Source organism: Streptomyces sp. NPDC093018 (assembly GCF_040684035.1).
GTDB lineage: Bacteria > Actinomycetota > Actinomycetes > Streptomycetales > Streptomycetaceae > Streptomyces > Streptomyces murinus.
Genome location: NZ_JBFBFF010000010.1, coordinates 47,292 through 62,292, shown reverse-complemented (window position 1 = coordinate 62,292; position 15,001 = coordinate 47,292). Strand labels below are relative to the sequence as shown.

16 protein-coding genes are annotated in these 15,001 nt (G+C 71.9%); 5 read left to right on the top strand and 11 right to left on the bottom strand.

All coding sequences use genetic code 11. The features are described 5' to 3' along the window. The first annotated feature begins 54 nt into the window (after positions 1-54). From AB0N90_RS22510 to AB0N90_RS22495, 4 genes are all read left to right on the top strand, one after another. Positions 55-915 (top strand): 3-hydroxybutyryl-CoA dehydrogenase, encoded by an 861-nt coding sequence (locus AB0N90_RS22510; protein ID WP_037651192.1) that lies wholly within the window; start codon positions 55-57, stop codon positions 913-915. Between the two features lie 123 nt (positions 916-1,038). After that, entirely contained in the window at positions 1,039-1,806 is a 768-nt protein-coding gene (locus AB0N90_RS22505) for a MerR family transcriptional regulator (protein ID WP_365199231.1), read from the top strand. A 113-nt stretch (positions 1,807-1,919) separates the two neighbouring features. After that, complete coding sequence (locus AB0N90_RS22500; protein WP_085562463.1) at positions 1,920-2,135, top strand: hypothetical protein; 216 nt, start codon at positions 1,920-1,922, stop codon at positions 2,133-2,135. 213 nt (positions 2,136-2,348) lie between these two features. After that, complete coding sequence (locus AB0N90_RS22495) at positions 2,349-2,609, top strand: hypothetical protein (RefSeq protein ID WP_037651194.1); 261 nt, start codon at positions 2,349-2,351, stop codon at positions 2,607-2,609. On the opposite strand, the gene AB0N90_RS22490 is transcribed toward AB0N90_RS22495, so the two are convergent. The 10 genes from AB0N90_RS22490 to infC form a co-directional block, all read right to left on the bottom strand. Continuing rightward, positions 2,606-3,142, bottom strand: coding sequence for an NUDIX hydrolase (locus tag AB0N90_RS22490; RefSeq protein WP_365199228.1), 537 nt, complete (start codon positions 3,140-3,142; stop codon positions 2,606-2,608). The two genes, AB0N90_RS22495 and AB0N90_RS22490, sit on opposite strands and share 4 nt — an antisense overlap. A 65-nt stretch (positions 3,143-3,207) precedes the next feature. Beyond that, on the bottom strand, positions 3,208-4,548 hold the full coding sequence (locus AB0N90_RS22485) for a transcriptional regulator (RefSeq protein ID WP_365199226.1): 1,341 nt from the start codon (positions 4,546-4,548) through the stop codon (positions 3,208-3,210). Positions 4,549-4,742: 194 nt separating this feature from the next. Continuing rightward, a complete protein-coding gene (locus AB0N90_RS22480) occupies positions 4,743-5,792 on the bottom strand; it encodes a PP2C family protein-serine/threonine phosphatase (RefSeq protein WP_365199224.1) in 1,050 nt (349 codons plus the stop codon). A 251-nt stretch (positions 5,793-6,043) separates the two neighbouring features. Then, positions 6,044-8,560: a phenylalanine--tRNA ligase subunit beta gene (pheT, locus tag AB0N90_RS22475; RefSeq protein ID WP_365199221.1), complete on the bottom strand. Its 2,517-nt coding sequence runs from the start codon at positions 8,558-8,560 to the stop codon at positions 6,044-6,046. After that, positions 8,560-9,681: a phenylalanine--tRNA ligase subunit alpha gene (gene pheS / locus AB0N90_RS22470; RefSeq protein ID WP_361680188.1), complete on the bottom strand. Its 1,122-nt coding sequence runs from the start codon at positions 9,679-9,681 to the stop codon at positions 8,560-8,562. The genes pheT and pheS overlap by 1 nt, the downstream gene beginning before the upstream one ends. A gap of 138 nt (positions 9,682-9,819) precedes the next feature. Continuing rightward, complete coding sequence (locus tag AB0N90_RS22465) at positions 9,820-10,950, bottom strand: ATP-binding protein (protein WP_365199218.1); 1,131 nt, start codon at positions 10,948-10,950, stop codon at positions 9,820-9,822. A gap of 50 nt (positions 10,951-11,000) precedes the next feature. Next, positions 11,001-11,861, bottom strand: coding sequence for an RNA methyltransferase (locus tag AB0N90_RS22460; protein ID WP_365199583.1), 861 nt, complete (start codon positions 11,859-11,861; stop codon positions 11,001-11,003). A gap of 179 nt (positions 11,862-12,040) precedes the next feature. Next, positions 12,041-12,424 carry a 50S ribosomal protein L20 gene (gene rplT / locus AB0N90_RS22455; RefSeq protein ID WP_037651207.1) on the bottom strand — a complete coding sequence of 128 codons (384 nt, stop codon included), beginning with the start codon at positions 12,422-12,424 and terminating at the stop codon, positions 12,041-12,043. A 98-nt stretch (positions 12,425-12,522) separates the two neighbouring features. After that, the gene (rpmI, locus tag AB0N90_RS22450; protein ID WP_004933563.1) at positions 12,523-12,717 is read right to left on the bottom strand and encodes a 50S ribosomal protein L35; all 195 of its coding nucleotides are present in this window, start codon (positions 12,715-12,717) and stop codon (positions 12,523-12,525) included. 114 nt (positions 12,718-12,831) lie between these two features. Continuing rightward, complete coding sequence (infC, locus tag AB0N90_RS22445; RefSeq protein WP_361680342.1) at positions 12,832-13,503, bottom strand: translation initiation factor IF-3; 672 nt, start codon at positions 13,501-13,503, stop codon at positions 12,832-12,834. A 382-nt stretch (positions 13,504-13,885) separates the two neighbouring features. Here infC and AB0N90_RS22440 point away from each other — a divergent pair, with 382 nt between their 5' ends. Further along, on the top strand, positions 13,886-14,242 hold the full coding sequence (locus AB0N90_RS22440; RefSeq protein WP_037651211.1) for a DUF1844 domain-containing protein: 357 nt from the start codon (positions 13,886-13,888) through the stop codon (positions 14,240-14,242). 1 nt (position 14,243) lies between these two features. On the opposite strand, the gene AB0N90_RS22435 is transcribed toward AB0N90_RS22440, so the two are convergent. Beyond that, positions 14,244-14,975 (bottom strand): SseB family protein, encoded by a 732-nt coding sequence (locus tag AB0N90_RS22435; protein ID WP_365199216.1) that lies wholly within the window; start codon positions 14,973-14,975, stop codon positions 14,244-14,246. Between the last annotated feature and the right edge of the window lie 26 nt (positions 14,976-15,001).

The window sequence follows — 15,001 nt, the reverse complement described above, 5'->3', positions numbered from 1 at the left end:
GCGCCGAAACCCGGAGGTCTGCCAGCCAAGCCGGAGAACAGCGAAGGGGACGATGTGACCGACATCGAGCGCGTCGGAGTCGTGGGCTGCGGCCAGATGGGCGCGGGCATCGCCGAGGTGTGCGCCCGCGCGGGCCTGGACGTGAAGGTCGCCGAGACCACCGGCGAGGCCCTGGAGATCGGCCGTACCCGGCTGCACAACTCCCTGTCCAAGGCGGCCGAGCGCGGCAAGATCTCCGTGGAGGAGCGGGACGCCACCCAGGCGCGGCTCAGCTTCACCACGGACCTCGGCGAGTTCGCCGACCGAGACCTCGTGATCGAGGCGGTCGTGGAGAGCGAGGCCGTGAAGACCGAGATCTTCCAGGTCCTCGACCAGGTGGTGACCCGGCCGGACGCGATCCTGGCCTCCAACACCTCCTCCATCCCGCTGGTGAAGCTCGCGGTCGCCACCTCGCGCCCGGACCATGTCGTCGGCATCCACTTCTTCAACCCGGCCCCGGTGCAGCAGCTGGTCGAGCTGATCCCCGCGCTCACCACCTCCGAGGGCACCCTCAGCCGCGCCCAGGCGTTCGCCGAGAAGGCGCTCGGCAAGCACGCCATCCGCGCCCAGGACCGCTCGGGCTTCGTGGTGAACGCGCTGCTCGTGCCCTATCTGCTCTCCGCGATCCGGATGTTCGAGTCGGGCATCGCCTCCCGCGAGGACATCGACAACGGCATGGAGATGGGCTGCGCCCACCCGATGGGCCCGCTGAAGCTGTCCGACCTGATCGGCCTGGACACCATCGTCTCCATCGCCAACTCGATGTACGCCGAGTACAAGGAGCCGCTGTACGCCGCTCCCCCGCTGCTCCAGCGCATGGTCGAGGCGGGCCGCCTGGGCCGCAAGACGGGCTCGGGCTTCTACACCTACGGCTGACCCGCACACGGCACGTCGAGAGGGCCGCCACCCGTGATCCGGGGGCGGCCCTCTGTGCTGGGGAGAGCCTTGCCCGCGGCCGGGGCTTGAACCTCACGCGATGTGAGGATGCAGAGTGAGTCCATGACTACGTCCACCACCTGGAAAGTCGGCAGGCTGGCGGAGGCCAGCGGCCTGACCGTGCGCACACTGCACCACTGGGACACCATCGGCCTGCTCAGCCCCTCCCGGCGCACCGCGGGCGGACACCGGGAGTACGGCGAGGACGATCTCGTCCGCCTCTATCAGGTGCTGGCCCTGCGCAGCCTGGGCCTGGCACTGGACACCATCGCCGTCTGCCTCGACGCGGGCGTCGACCCGGCACGGCTGGTCCGGGATCATCTGGCCGGCGTGGAGGCGTCCATCACCGCGCTCGGTGTCCTGCGCGAGCGGCTCACGCGGCTCGGCGCGGAGCTGTCCGCCGGCCAGGCTCCGGGGACCACGGACCTGCTCGACGCGCTGCGGGCGATCGGCGGCACCGGCCCGGAGGGCGAGCACATCCTGGACCGCCACCTGGACGCCGACGAGATTCAGGTCCTGAAGACCCGTGCCGCCGCGCTGGGACCCGCGATGCACTACCTGCTCGAAATCGAATGGCCCGAGCTGTACCGCAGGGCCGAACGCCTCCGGGCGGCCGGAACTCCCGCCACGGATCGGGAGGTCCGCCGGCTGGTGGCCCGCATGGACGAGTTGAGCACCCTGTTCACCGGCGGCGACGGCGGCATCTCCGCCGGTGTGCGGGCGGCCTGGCACGACGACCCGGCCGCCATGTCGGGAGATCCGGGCGCCCCGGCCGACGACTGGCGCGAGCTGGCCGAGTACCTGGACCGCGCCCGCCACAGCGCCACCTGACCACCGCCCGCCATCACCCAGCCCGCCATCGCCCCGGCCGCCACCGCCCCGCCCGGCCTGCGCCCGCCGGGTTCGGCCGGCCCGCACGCCCCCTGTGTCCAAGGAGTCTCCTCGTGAACCGTCGCACCCGCATACGCCTCGCCCTGGCCTCGACGCTCCCCACGCTCCTCGCCCTTCCCGTCCTCTGCCTGCTGGCCGCGCTCGGCGTGGTGCCGTGGCCCGTTCTGTTCGCCGTACCGGTGGCGCTCGCGCTGCACGCCGCCGTCAGCTTCTTCCGCTGGGACCATGAGCTGCCGAAAGCGGGCTCGGGCCGTCCGGGCTCCGTGTGAGTCGACGCGGCCCCGGCATCACACACAGCCACCAACAGACGTGCCCGGCACCGGATTCGGTGCCGGGCGCATCCGTTTCACACACCGTGTGCGCGCCGGGCCCGCAGCCGCGCAGCGCACACGCTCCCCACGCGACCACCAGGCGAGTTCACTCTTCATGCGCATGCAAGGGGGTGCGGAACCCCCCGTTCGACTACGGAAAGGAGTGGACCCTTGACCGGCGATCCGGAGCATCCCGTGGTCCATGGAGAACTCGCAGAGTTACGGCGCCGACTGGACGTGGCCTACGCCCGGGTCGAGGGCGGACTCGCACTGCTCGGTCACCGTACCGAGGAGACCGCCAAGGAGCTGGACGAGCTGAACTCCCGTATGGTCTCGCTGGAACACACGCGGTGGCCGCTGCCCTCGCTCGCCGCGCTGACCGCGCTCGGCGCGCTCGTGGTGACCGTCTGGTCGGCCCTGCGCGCCCATTAGCCCTCGGCGAGCCTGAGGTGGTGCAGCAGCAGTAACGCGGCCGCCATGTTGGCGGCCGGGACCTCCCCGCGGGCGATCAGGTCGGGGACGAGCTTGAGGGGCACCCACTCCCGGCGGTCCGACTCGAAGTCGTCCACGGGGTGCCCGAGGTACTCGCCCCGGTCGGACCAGTAGATGTGGTGCCGGGCGTCGGTGAGGCCGTTGGACGGCTCCACCGTCATCAGGTGGTGCAGGGGCCCCGGCCGCCAGCCGGTCTCCTCCTCCAGTTCCCTGGCGGCCGCGCGCGCGATGTCCTCGCCGTCCTCGACGACGCCCGCGGGCAGTTCCCAGCCCCAGCTGTCGGTGATGAAGCGGTGCCGCCACAGCAGCAGGACCTCATTGGCCTCGTTGACGACCGTGGCGACGGCCACCGGGCGCATCCGGATGAGGAAGTGGTCCAGATGCCGGCCGTCGGGCAGCTGGACATCTGCGAGTTTGACGCTGAACCAGCGGTTTTCATACACGGGTTGTTCGTTCTGTTTCGTCCACTGCACGGTTCTGCCACCTTTCGGGGGGTAGGTGGCAATATCGCAGCAGCGGCCGTGCGCCCACAGGGCGTCTACAGGGGCACGCGCAGCGCTCCGTCGATGAGTTCGGCGGCCTCGGTGGTGCCGGGCGACCCGCAGCGCGCCAGATGTTCGCGCACCGCGCGCAGCCGGTCGCGCAGCCGCTGGGACTCCATGCCGCGCGCCTGCTCGGCCATCTGCACGGCGGTGACCACGGCCTTCTCCGCGTTGCCCTGGCGCAGTTCGATGGTGCTGAGCATGGCCAGCCGGTGCACCCGGCCCCGGTCGTGGGCGGGGTTGTCCACGGCGGCCGCCGCGTGCTCCCGGGCGGCGGCGAGTTCACCCAGGCTGAGCAGTGCCTCGGCGACCTGCACATTGACCAGGCCGGGCTGCACATAGCCGGTCTCGTCGGGTTCATGGCCGCGCCGGATGCGTTCCGCCGCGCTCTCCGCCCGCCGGATGCAGGCGAGCGCGCTGCCCGCGTCGCCCAGATGCGCGTACGCCTTGGCCTGCATCGCGTACAGGTCGGAGGCGAGCGCGGGGGTGATGTGCCGTCCCGCGGTGCGCAGCGCGGCCTCCGCGAAGGCCACCGCCTGCCGGAACTCCCGCATGAAAAGGGACTGGTTGACCAGCAGCGCTATGACATAGGCGCCAAGTCCCCGGTCCCCGCTGGCCTTCGCGAGGCGCAGCGCCTGGTGGAAGTAGCGCTGGGCGAGTCCGTGCGCGTCGGAGTCGTAGGCGCAGATCCCGGCGACGGCGACCAACCCGCCGGTGGCACGGTGCAGTTGGCGGCCGGTGGCGTCGGTGTAGCTGCCCCGCAGCAGGGGTGCCGCCTCGGTGTTGAGGAAGCCGACGATCCGGGCGCGGGTCGCGATGCCACCGGCCTTGCGGTACATCTGCTCGTAGTGGGCGCGGGCCGCGCGCAGCGTCTCGATGTCGGCCGCCGTGACCCGGTGTCTGCCGCCCCGGGACACATCGGTGTCCTCCGGCGGGTTCTCCCACTCCCATACGGGCATCACGGCGGGGGTGCCGGTGACGGCCGGGGCGCCCAGCACATGGGGGCGCTGCTGTTCGTCGGAGCGCCACAGGGCGGTGGCCCGCTCCACGAAGCCGGACAGGGTGCCGGCGGAGCCGGTGCCGGGCCGGCCGGGCACACCGAGACCGATGTCGTCCAGGGTGACGGGGCGGTGCAGCCGGGCGGCCAGCACCTCGCAGATCAGGTCGGGCACCTGGCCGCGCGGCCGCTGGCCCTTCAACCACCGGGCCACGGCGGTGTGTTCGTAGCGGAGCGCGAGGCCCCGGCGGCGCCCCGCCTGGTTCACATGGGCGGCGAGACCGGCGTGCGAGATCCCCGCCTCGTCCAGGATGGCGTCAAGGAGCGTGTTGGGCTGCATGGGATGACCCCCGAGTGCCTGATGCCGTCAGCGTAGTGGCCCTGCCTTCACACGGGGTGTGAACCGAATGCCCGCATCCGGGGCGTGCGCGCGCTGTCGCGGAGCGTGGCCGTGCCGGTTCACTGGTGGTCCTCCTCAAGAGGCCCGCCAGGTCACCGGCTCCCCCTCCTACAGCGGTGGCCTGGCGGGAACCATCAGCCGTGCGTGGTGGTGGCCGGCCGGGCCGGCTCCCGCGCCCTCGGCGCCGGTCCCCGCTCATTGCGCAGCACCAGCAGGGCCACGTCGTCGGTGGGAGTGCCGCCGGTGTGCCGCAGCAGCGCGGTGAAGAGGGCCCGCAACACCCGCTGGGGCGAGGCCGGTTGATCCCGTACGGCGGTGCGCAGCGCGTCGGGCAGGGCGAAGAACCGGCCCCGGGCGTCCCGGACGTCCTCGGCGCCGTCGGTGAACAGCACCAGCGACTCGGCGGGCCGCAACGGCTCACAGCGGTGCGGGACGAGGTCCGCCGGGAGCGGGAACGGGCCGAGCGGGGGCAGCGGTTCGGCGCGGGTCAGGGGCTCGACGGCGGTGCCGGTGAGCCGGTACGGCCAGGGGTGCCCGCAGTTGAGGACGCCGAGCGCGCCGTCCCGGCCGATCTCCAGGAGCAGGACGGTGACGAACTCCTCGGCGACGGGGTGGTCGAGGTCGGCGGCGCACCCGGTCGAGGGGTGTTCGGCGCGGGCCCGTTCCCGCAGATGCCGGGCCAGCGCCCGCTCCAGCCTGCGCAGCACACCGTCGAGCCGGGCCTCGTCATGGGCGGCCTCGCGGAAGCTGCCGAGGACGGCGGCGACGGTGCCGAGGGCGTCCAGACCGTGCCCGCGTACGTCCCCCATCACCACCCGCACCCCGTGCTCGGTGGCGATGGCCTCGTACAGATCGCCGCCGACGCTCGCGCCCCGGTCGGCGGACAACTGGGCCGCGGCGACACCGAGTCCGTCGAGCCGCGGGGGCGGCGGCCGCAGCACGACGCCCTGCGCGACCCGCGCCGCCCGCCGGGCGAGCCGCAACTCCCGCAGCAGGGCGCGCCGTACATGGACCAGCAGCCCGATGCCCACCCCGAAGAACACGACGCTGGCGGCGATACGGGCGCCGAGCCGCTCCTGGGTGGCGAGCGGGCAGCCGAACTTGTAGGCGACCGCGAGCGCGCCCCAGAGGGTGGGAAGCACGGCGCCTCGCGCGGTGGGTGCCCGTGCCTTGATGCGGATCATGCCTCTGTCCCCCATGGAGAGTCCCTGACAGAGCGGACGGACCGACCCCGAAAGGCCGGTCCGATTCTGTCGACGGCTCGGCCCGGGAGGACTGGATCACCTCGCATGTCCACTCGAACGAGTGAGAAAGCGCAGGTGGGAGTGCATTTATGCACGAGGTGACGGCACGTCGGAAACGTTCCTTCGGCCGTAACGCAAGCGCGCCCGGCCACGGAAATCCGTGACCGGGCGCGCCCCTCGCGCTACGGCGGTCAGCCGCGCAGCACGGCTCCGGTGCGCTCGCCCGCCAGGGCGACGGCCGCGTCCCGGGCCGCCGACGCCTCGTCCACGGTCAGCGTCCGGTCGGGGGCGCGGAAGCGCAGCGCGTACGCCAGCGACTTACGGCCCTCGCCCAGCTGCTCGGCGTTCTCGTAGACGTCGAACAGCCGGATGGACTCCAGCAGTTCACCGGCACCGGCGCGCAGCGCCTCCTCGACCTCGGCCGCCGGCACCGGCTTGTCGACCACGAGGGCGACATCCTGCGTGGCGACCGGGAAGGAGGAGATGCTCGGCGCCATCGGGATGCCGTCGCCGGCCTCCTCCAGGACGTCCAGGTCCAGCTCCATCGCGCAGGTGCGCTCCGGCAGGGCCAGCGCCTTGACGACGCGCGGGTGCAGCTCGCCCGCATGCCCCACGACCCGCTCGGCGCCGTTCACGACGACGAGCAGCTCGGCGCAGCGGCCCGGGTGCCAGGGGCCGTACCGGCCCTTGCGCACGACGAGTTCGGCACCGGCCTCGTGGGCCACGGTGCGCGCGGCCTCGACGGCGTCGGCCCAGTCGGCCGGACGGCCCTTGCCCCACCAGCCGGCCTGCTCACGGGCGCCCGTGAGGACGACGGCGGCGTGCCGGGGCTGCGCGGGCAGCGCGGCGTCCAGCCGCGCGATCTCCTCGTCGGTGGGACGCCGGTCCACCGGCAGATGCCCGGCGGCGCGGCGCTCCTCGCGCGGGTGGAAGACCAGACCGGTCTCGAACAGGGCCAGGTCGTGCCCGCCGCGGCCGGTGTTGCGCCGGAGCGCGCCCAGCAGGCCCGGCAGCAGCGTCGTACGGAGCGCGGGCTCCTCGTCGCTGAGCGGGTTGACCAGCTTGACGACCCGGCGGACCGGGTCGCCCGCGTCCAGGCCGAGCTGGTCGAAGACCTGCTCGCCGAGGAACGGGTAGTTCAGCGCCTCGACATAGCCGGCACCGGCCAGCGCGCGGCCGATGCGGCGGTGCAGCCGCTGGCGGGCGGTCAGACCGCGGCCCGCCGGGGGCCCCGGCAGCGTGGCGGGCAGGTTCTCGTAGCCCTCCAGCCGGATGACCTCTTCGGCGAGGTCGTTCGGGTCCGTCAGGTCGGGCCGCCAGGACGGCACGGTGACGATCAGCTCGTCCTGACCGTAGACGTCGCAGCCGACCTCCTGGAGGCGGCGTACGACGGTCTCGCGGCCGTAGGCGACGCCCGCGACCTTGTCCGGGTGGTCCGCCGGGACAGTGATGGTGTGCGGCGCGGAGGGCGCGATGACCTCGGTGACGCCCGCCTCGGCGGCGCCGCCCGCGAGCAGCACCAGCAGGTCCACGGTGCGCTGTGCGGCGGCGGCCGCGGCGGCCGGGTCCACCCCGCGCTCGAAGCGGCGGGAGGCCTCGGACAGCAGCTTGTGGCGGCGGGCCGTGCGCGCGATGGAGATCGCGTCGAAGTGGGCCGCCTCGATGACGACCTCGGTGGTCGCGTTCGCCGCGTCCTCGCCGTGGTCGGCGATCTCGGTGTTGGCGCCGCCCATCACACCGGCGAGGCCGATGGGGCCCCGCTCGTCGGTGATGACCAGGTCATCGGCGTGCAGCTTGCGCTCGACGCCGTCCAGGGTGACGAGCTTCTCGCCCTCCTGGGCGCGGCGCACGCCGATGGCGCCCTGGACCGAGGTGCGGTCGTAGGCGTGCAGCGGCTGGCCCAGTTCCATCATCACGTAGTTGGTGATGTCGACGGCCAGCGAGATCGGGCGCATGCCGACCTTCTGGAGCCGGCGCTGGAGCCAGAGCGGGGAGCGGGCCTCGGGGCGCAGACCGGTGACGGTGCGCGCGGTGAAGCGGTCGCAGCCGAACGGGTCGGAGACCTGGACCGGGTAGCCGTACGCGTTGGGCGCGGGCACGTCGATCAGGGCGGGGTCGCGCAGCGGCAGGCCGTAGGCGATGGCGGTCTCGCGGGCGACACCGCGGATGGACAGGCAGTCGCCGCGGTTGGCGGTGACGGCGATGTCCAGGACCTCGTCCACCAGCTCCAGGAGCTCGATGGCGTCCTTGCCGGCCTCGGTCTCCGGCGGCAGCACGATGATGCCGTGGGTGCTGTCCTCGCCCATGCCCAGCTCGTCGCTGGAGCAGATCATGCCGTGCGAGACCCTGCCGTAGGTCTTGCGGGCGGCGATGGCGAAGTCACCGGGCAGGGTGGCGCCGGGCAGCACCACGACGACCTTGTCGCCGACCGCGAAGTTGCGGGCGCCGCAGACGATCTCCTGGGGCTCACCGGTGCCGTTGGCCTGGCCGACGTCGACCGTGCAGAAGCGGATCGGCTTCTTGAAGCCCTCCAGCTCCTCGATGGTCAGGACCTGGCCGACGACCAGGGGGCCCTTGAGGTCGGCGCCGAGCTGCTCGACGGTCTCGACCTCAAGACCGGCGGAGATGAGCTTGGCCTGGACGTCACGACCGGTCTCGGTGGCCGGCAGGTCGACGTACTCCCGCAGCCAAGAAAGCGGGACCCGCATCAGATCTCCATCCCGAAGGGCCGGGTGAACCGGACGTCACCCTCGACCATGTCTCGCATGTCTTCGACGTTGTGGCGGAACATCAGCATCCGCTCGATGCCGAACCCGAAGGCGAAGCCGCTGTACTTCTCCGGGTCGACACCGCAGGCGGTGAGCACCCGCGGGTTGACCATGCCGCAGCCGCCCAGCTCGATCCAGCCCTCGCTGGAGCAGGTGCGGCAGGGCCGGTCGGGGTTGCCGACGGACTCGCCCTTGCACACGTAGCAGAGCATGTCCATCTCGGCGCTCGGCTCGGTGAAGGGGAAGAAGTTCGGGCGCAGCCGGGTCTTCATGCCCGCACCGAACAGGGACTGGACCATGTGGTCCAGGGTGCCCTTGAGGTCGGCCATGGTCAGGCCCTCGTCCACGGCGAGCAGCTCGACCTGGTGGAAGACGGGCGTGTGCGTGGCGTCCAGCTCGTCGGTGCGGTAGACGCGGCCGGGGCAGATCACATAGACCGGCAGGTCACGGCCGAGCAGCGAGCGGATCTGCACGGGCGAGGTGTGGGTGCGCATGACCACACCCGACTCGGCGCCGCCGTCCGGGCCCTGCACGAAGAACGTGTCGGCCTCACCGCGGGCCGGGTGGTCCGGGCCGATGTTCAGGGCGTCGAAGTTGAACCACTCGGCCTCGGCCTGCGGGCCCTCGGCGACCTCGTAGCCCATGGCCACGAAGATGTCCTCGATGCGCTCCGACAGCGTGGTCAGCGGGTGCCGGGCGCCGGCCGGGACGCGGTCGTACGGCAGCGTGACGTCGACGTCCTCCTCGACGAGCACCCGGGCGTCGCGCTCGGCCTCCAGCTCGGTCTGGCGGGCGGCGAGCCCCTTGTTGACGGCGCCGCGGGCCATGCCGACGCGCTTGCCGGCCTCGGCCTTGGCGTGCGGGGGCAGGGCGCCGATCTCGCGGTTGGCGAGCGAGAGCGCGGACGCGGGGCCGGTGTGGGCGACCTTGGCCTCGTGCAGCGCGTCGAGGGAGTCCGCGGCGGCGAAGGCGGCGAGCGCCTCGTCCCGCATGCGCTCGATCTCTTCCGGTTTCAACGCCTCGACCTCGACAGGGTCGTACGACTTATTGGGTGCCGACATCTCTTCCCGTGCTTCCGTTTGGCTGGCGGATGGTCCCCGTCACCGACTCGTCTCGACTCGCGAGGGCCGCGTGAAGGACACAAAGGTGCCAAAGGCCGAGTCTAACGGGGTGGAGCTGTACGAAGAGCCCGTGGGCCGCTAGGCGAGATACGCCGGGGCGCTCACGGGCAACGTAAATCGGAACTCGGCGCCGCCGCCGCGGGCGCGGCCGACCGTGATGGTGCCGCCGTGGGCCTCGACGATGCCCTTGACGATATACAGCCCCAGTCCGGTGCCACCGCGCTTGCTGCCCCGCCAGAAGCGGGTGAAGACGCGGTTCATGGACTCCTCCGGGATGCCGGGCCCTTCGTCGCTCACCGTGACCGATGTGCCGACCTCCTCGCCCTCGCGGGGGGACGCCGTGGGCGTGATGTCGATGGTGACGGTTCCCTCGCCGTGCCGCACGGCATTTTCCAGCAGATTGCTGAGCACCTGGTCGATCTTGTCGGGGTCGGCCCACAGATCGGGCAGCGGCTGCTCGATGCGCAGCAGGAAACGCCCGGCGCTCTGCCCGGCGGCGACGTACGCCTGGATGTGGCGGGAGACGGCGGCCCCTATGTCGACGGGCTGCCTGCGCACCTCCAGGCGCCCCGAGTCGATCCGGGAGATGTCCAGCAGCTCGGCGATGAGCCGGGTGACCCGGTCGGCGTCCGCGTCGACGGTCTCCAGCATCAGCCGCTTCTGGTCGTCGGTGAACCGCTCCCACTTGGCGAGCAGCGTGGCGGTGAAGCCCTTGACGGAGGTCAGCGGGGAGCGCAGCTCATGGGCGACGGTGGCGATCAGCTCGGCGTGGCTGCGCTCGGTGCGGCGGCGGGCCTCGGTGTCCCGCAGGCAGATGATCAGACGGTGCACGGGGCCGAGGGGCGCGGTGCGGACGTACCGGGCGGTGACGAGCACCTCCCGGCCGCCGGGCAGCAGCAGATTGCGCTCGGGCTGCCGGGTCCGGGTGGAGAGGCCCCCGTAGGGGTCGGTGAGCTGCCACCAGCGGCGCCCCTCCAGGTCCTCTAACGGCAGCGCCTTCTCCAGCGGCTGCCCGAGGGCCTCGGCGGCGGGTACGGCGGTGATGCGCTCCGCGGCCGCGTTGAACCCGACGACGCGTCCCCGTTCGTCGGCGACCACCAGTCCGTCGGGGAGCTGGTCCGGATCGAGTCCGCCCGCACCGCACGAGGACGCGGGTGCGCCCCGCGTGTCCCGTCCCTCCGGCCCGGTGCTCGTGCCGGCCACACTCATCCCCGTACCCCACCTCTCATACGGCGCAGGGCCCCGAGCTGGCCACCCTACTAGCTCTGGGTGACGGAACGGCACCCTCCGCGGGCGCGCTGCGCACGAGCCGAGGCGTACAGGCAGACGGCGGCGGCCGTGGCCAGGTTCAGGCTCTCGGCCTTGCCGTGGATGGGCACCCGTACGACGGCGTCGGCGAGCTCCCGGGTCTCCTCCGGCAGCCCCCAGGCCTCGTTGCCGAACACCCAGGCGGTGGGCCCGCCCATGGTGCCCTTGTCCAGCTCCTCGTCCAGGTCGCGGTCGCCGGCGCCGTCGGCGGCGAGGATGCGCACCCCGGCGCCCTTGAGCCGCTCGATGGCCTGCTCCACGGGCACGCCGACGGCGACCGGGAGGTGGAAGAGGGAGCCGACGGAGGCGCGTACGGCCTTGGGGTTGTACAGGTCCACGGAGGCGTCGGTGAGGACGACGGCCTCGGCGCCCGCGGCGTCCGCGCAGCGCAGCACGGTGCCCGCGTTGCCGGGGTCGCGGACGTGTGCGAGCACGGCGACCAGTTGCGGGCGGGCGGCGAGGACGTCCTCGAACGGGGTGTCCAGGAACCGGCAGACGCCGACGAGCCCCTGCGGGGTGACCGTGGTGGAGATGTCGGCGATGACGTTTTCGGCGGCGAGATGCACCCGGGCGCCGACGGCGCGGGCCTCACCGACGATGTCGGCGTACCGCTCCGCGGCCTCGACCGTGGCGAACAGCTCGACCAGCGTCGCCTGCCCGCCGTCCCGATGCGCCGCCGCCTCCCGCACGGCCTGCGGCCCCTCCGCGAGGAACAGCCGGTCCTTCCCCCGGAAGTTCCGCTTGGCGAGGCGCCGCGCGGCGGCGACACGGGCGGACCGGGAAGAGATCAGCTCGGGGCTGACGGGGACCATGCTCTTCTTCACTTTCCGGAGAGTCTTGTTGGTGTCGCGCCCCGAAGGGGCGCGGGGAACTGCGCGAGCGACCACGACGCACCCGCAGCCGAAAACGCACCAGGGAACCTCAACAGCGAGACCCGCAAGCCAACAGCCTGCGGGTCCCGGTGTTGTTTCGGCTGAAGCTCAGCGCAGCGTCACGCGGCCTTGGGCGCGTTGACGTCCGACGGCAGCGCCTTCTGCGCGACCTCGACGAGCGCGGCGAACGCGTTCACGTCGTTGACGGCCAGCTCGGCCAGGATCTTGCGGTCGACCTCGACGTTCGCGGCCTTCAGACCCTGGATGAAGCGGTTGTAGGTCATGCCGTTGGCGCGGGCAGCGGCGTTGATGCGCTGGATCCACAGCTGACGGAAGTCGCCCTTGCGCTTCTTGCGGTCGTTGTAGTTGTAGACCAGCGAGTGGGTGACCTGCTCCTTGGCCTTGCGGTACAGGCGCGAACGCTGACCACGGTAGCCGGAGGCCTGCTCCAGGATCGCCCGGCGCTTCTTGTGGGCGTTGACTGCCCGCTTGACGCGTGCCACTTGTTAACTCCTTGTAGCGGGGTCGTGGGTGTCCTCACACGACCCGGAAACGATTGGGTCCCGGTCCAGACGCACGGCGCTCGTCGAGCGCCGCGGCGTCACTTGCCGAGAAGCTTCTTGATCTTCGCGGCGTCGCCCGGGGCCATCTCGGCGTTGCCGGTGAGGCGGCGCGTCACGCGGGACGACTTGTGCTCAAGCAGGTGGCGCTTGCCGGCGCGCTCGCGGAGCACCTTGCCGGAGCCGGTGACCTTGAAGCGCTTGCTGGCACCGCTGTGCGACTTGTTCTTCGGCATAGCGCCGTTCTCTCCTCGTCGGTGGCGCTCCGGTGCCCGGTCGCGAAAACCGGGCACGGTGGAGCGTCGCTCTTGTTTCGGTTACATCCTTGGGAGCCGTGGGGCTCCCCGGGATCACGCCTCGGCAGGTTCCTCGGACGACGCCTCGGCCTCGACAGCCTCGACGGGTTCCTCGGACGACGCCTCGGCCGGGTTCTGCGACTTGCCGGGGTTCGCCTTCGCGTCGGCCTTGCGGGCCTCCTGCGCCTGACGGGCCTCGGCCATCGCCTCGGTCTTCTTCTTGTGCGGACCGAGAACCATGATCATGTTTCGGCCGTCCTGCTTCGGGTTCGACTCGACGAACCCGAGGTCCTGGACGTCCTCCGCGAGACGCTGCAGCAGTCGGTAGCCCAGCTCGGGCCGGGACTGCTCGCGACCACGGAACATGATCGTGATCTTGACCTTGTCGCCCTGCTTGAGGAACCGGACGACGTGACCCTTCTTGGTGTCATAGTCGTGCGGGTCGATCTTCGGCCGGAGCTTCATCTCCTTGATGACCGTGTGCGCCTGGTTCTTGCGCGCCTCACGGGCCTTCATGGCCGACTCGTACTTGAACTTCCCGTAGTCCATGAGCTTGCACACGGGCGGACGGGCGGTCGCCGCCACCTCGACCAGGTCCAGGTCGTACTCCTGCGCAAGCTCCAGTGCCTTCGCGAGCGGCACGATGCCGACCTGCTCGCCACTGGGACCGACAAGTCGCACCTCGGGAACGCGAATCCGGTCGTTGATGCGGGGCTCGGCGCTGATGGATCCTCCTCGATAGCACCACGCGACGGCCTGGCGGACTGCCGCGTAACGTCTGTGTTCGTCAGACCAACCGCGCCGAAGCACAAAAAATGCCCCGGACGATCACAGGCGGGGCTCCTGACTACCGGAGCACCGCCGCGATGAACGCGGGGCGCGAATCGGGCGACTCCATCGTCCGTACGGAACGATGGCGGCCGCCTGACCGGAGACCCGCCGTCCCGGGGGACGGATCGGGTGGGAGATCGGAGCCTCCACTTGTGGGCCGAGCGATAAGTACATACCTACGTCCGGCCGGTCGCCCACCAGATTAGCAGGATGGCTTGACAAGGGCTAATCGGGCGGGCGTCACGCGGAGGGTGACGGGCCGCTTAGGGTGTGGGGCATGAGTGAGACCCCTGCCGAGAACCCCGACTTCGACGCGATGACCCGCGATATCGCCGAGGTCCCCGCCGTCGAGGTGATCGTGACGGTCGCCGTCAACCTGATGAGCGCCGCCGCCGTGAAGCTCGGGCTCAGCGAGGAGGGCGACACGTTCAAGGACCTGGACGAGGCCCGCAAGCTGATCACCGCCCTCGCCGGTCTGCTGGACGGCGGCGCGACCGAGATCAGCTCCTTCCACGCGGCCCCGCTGCGCGACGGTCTGAAGTCGCTCCAGCTGGCCTTCCGCGAGGCCTCGATCGTCCCGGACGAGCCGGGCCAGGGACCGGGTGAGAAGTACACCGGCCCGATCTACAGCTGAGCTATTCCTTCACGTACAGGGGCTCGCCCGGAGGCGTCGTCCCGGCCGGCAGCAGTGCCAGGTCGAGGCCGCGCACCAGGCGGGCCCTCAGTGTTTCGTCGGCGGCGAGCCGGCCGGCGATCGCCCGGGCGGTCTCGGCGGGCGGCGCGGCCGGGTCGAGGACGAGGGCGAGGGTGCCGTCGGCCGGGCCGGGCACCAGGTGGGCGCGCCGTACGGCGGGCTCGGCCGCCACCGCCGTACGCACGGCCTCGGCCACGGCCGGGTCGGTGAGCGGGTCGGTGCTGGTGCGGCCCTCGGCGAGGGCGAGCAGCGCGGGCCCGGTCAGCTCGAACGGCACCGGCCCCGCGAGGTCCAGCACCACCGTGTCGGCCTTCTCGTGCGCGGCGGCCTGGAGCGCCTGGTGCAGGGGTACGGCGACCGGGCGGGCCTCGGGGTCCCAGCGGGCGAGGGAGTCGGTGGAGGTGAAGGCGGGCAGCGCGGTACGGCCCCCGGCCTTGAGCGTGGGTACCGCCATGTCGCTGGTCTTCTCGCGGCGCAGCCCGTTCTCGTCCTCCTCGACCTCACCGAGGACGGCGACGACGGGGACCAGCAGCCGGGCGCCCTTCAGCGCCTGGAGGACCGGTCCGACGGCGGTGCGGTCCTCGGCCCACGCGGCGAGCGCGGCACCGAGCCGGGGGTCGGCGGAGCCGTCGTCGTCGGAGTAGCCGGAGTCGGGGATGTTCTTGTTCGCCACGGTCACCGACCCTATCGGGGGAAACG